The organism is Flavobacterium sp. MR2016-29 (assembly GCF_015350695.1).
Lineage (GTDB): Bacteria > Bacteroidota > Bacteroidia > Flavobacteriales > Flavobacteriaceae > Flavobacterium.
Window position 1 is genome coordinate 1 of record NZ_JADKPU010000023.1, and the last position, 443, is coordinate 443.

Consider the following 443-nt stretch of genomic DNA (forward strand, 5'->3'; position numbering starts at 1 on the left):
GATCGTAACTGCACCAGTTATTGATGCTGTTGAAGAAACTGTTGAAGAAACAACATCGTCAATAATAAATGGAAATATTGGAGGCACAACAGCATCATTAGTATCAAATGATACTTTAAATGGAATTGCTGTAGTAATCGGAACCCAGCCTGGGCAAGTGAAATTGACTGGTTTATCAGTTCCGTCAGGACTTACTTTAAATGCAGATGGAACAGTAACTGTAGCTCCATCCACACCAGCAGGAAATTATGATTTAGAATACAGTATTTGTGAAATTAATAATCCAGCAAATTGTGATACTGCAATTTCTAAAATTGTAGTTACAACTGGAGTTCTTCAAGCTAATATTGATATTATAGGATCAGTAGTTGGAATCAATCAGCCTACAGCACTTGTAAATGTTTTTGCTAATGACACTAACGACGGGTTACCTGTTATTGCCT

General features: G+C 36.1%; 1 pseudogene. It reads left to right on the forward strand.

Annotated elements, in window-relative coordinates:
- A pseudogene (locus IR010_RS20000) lies at nucleotides 1-443 on the forward strand (hypothetical protein); the annotation flags it as partial.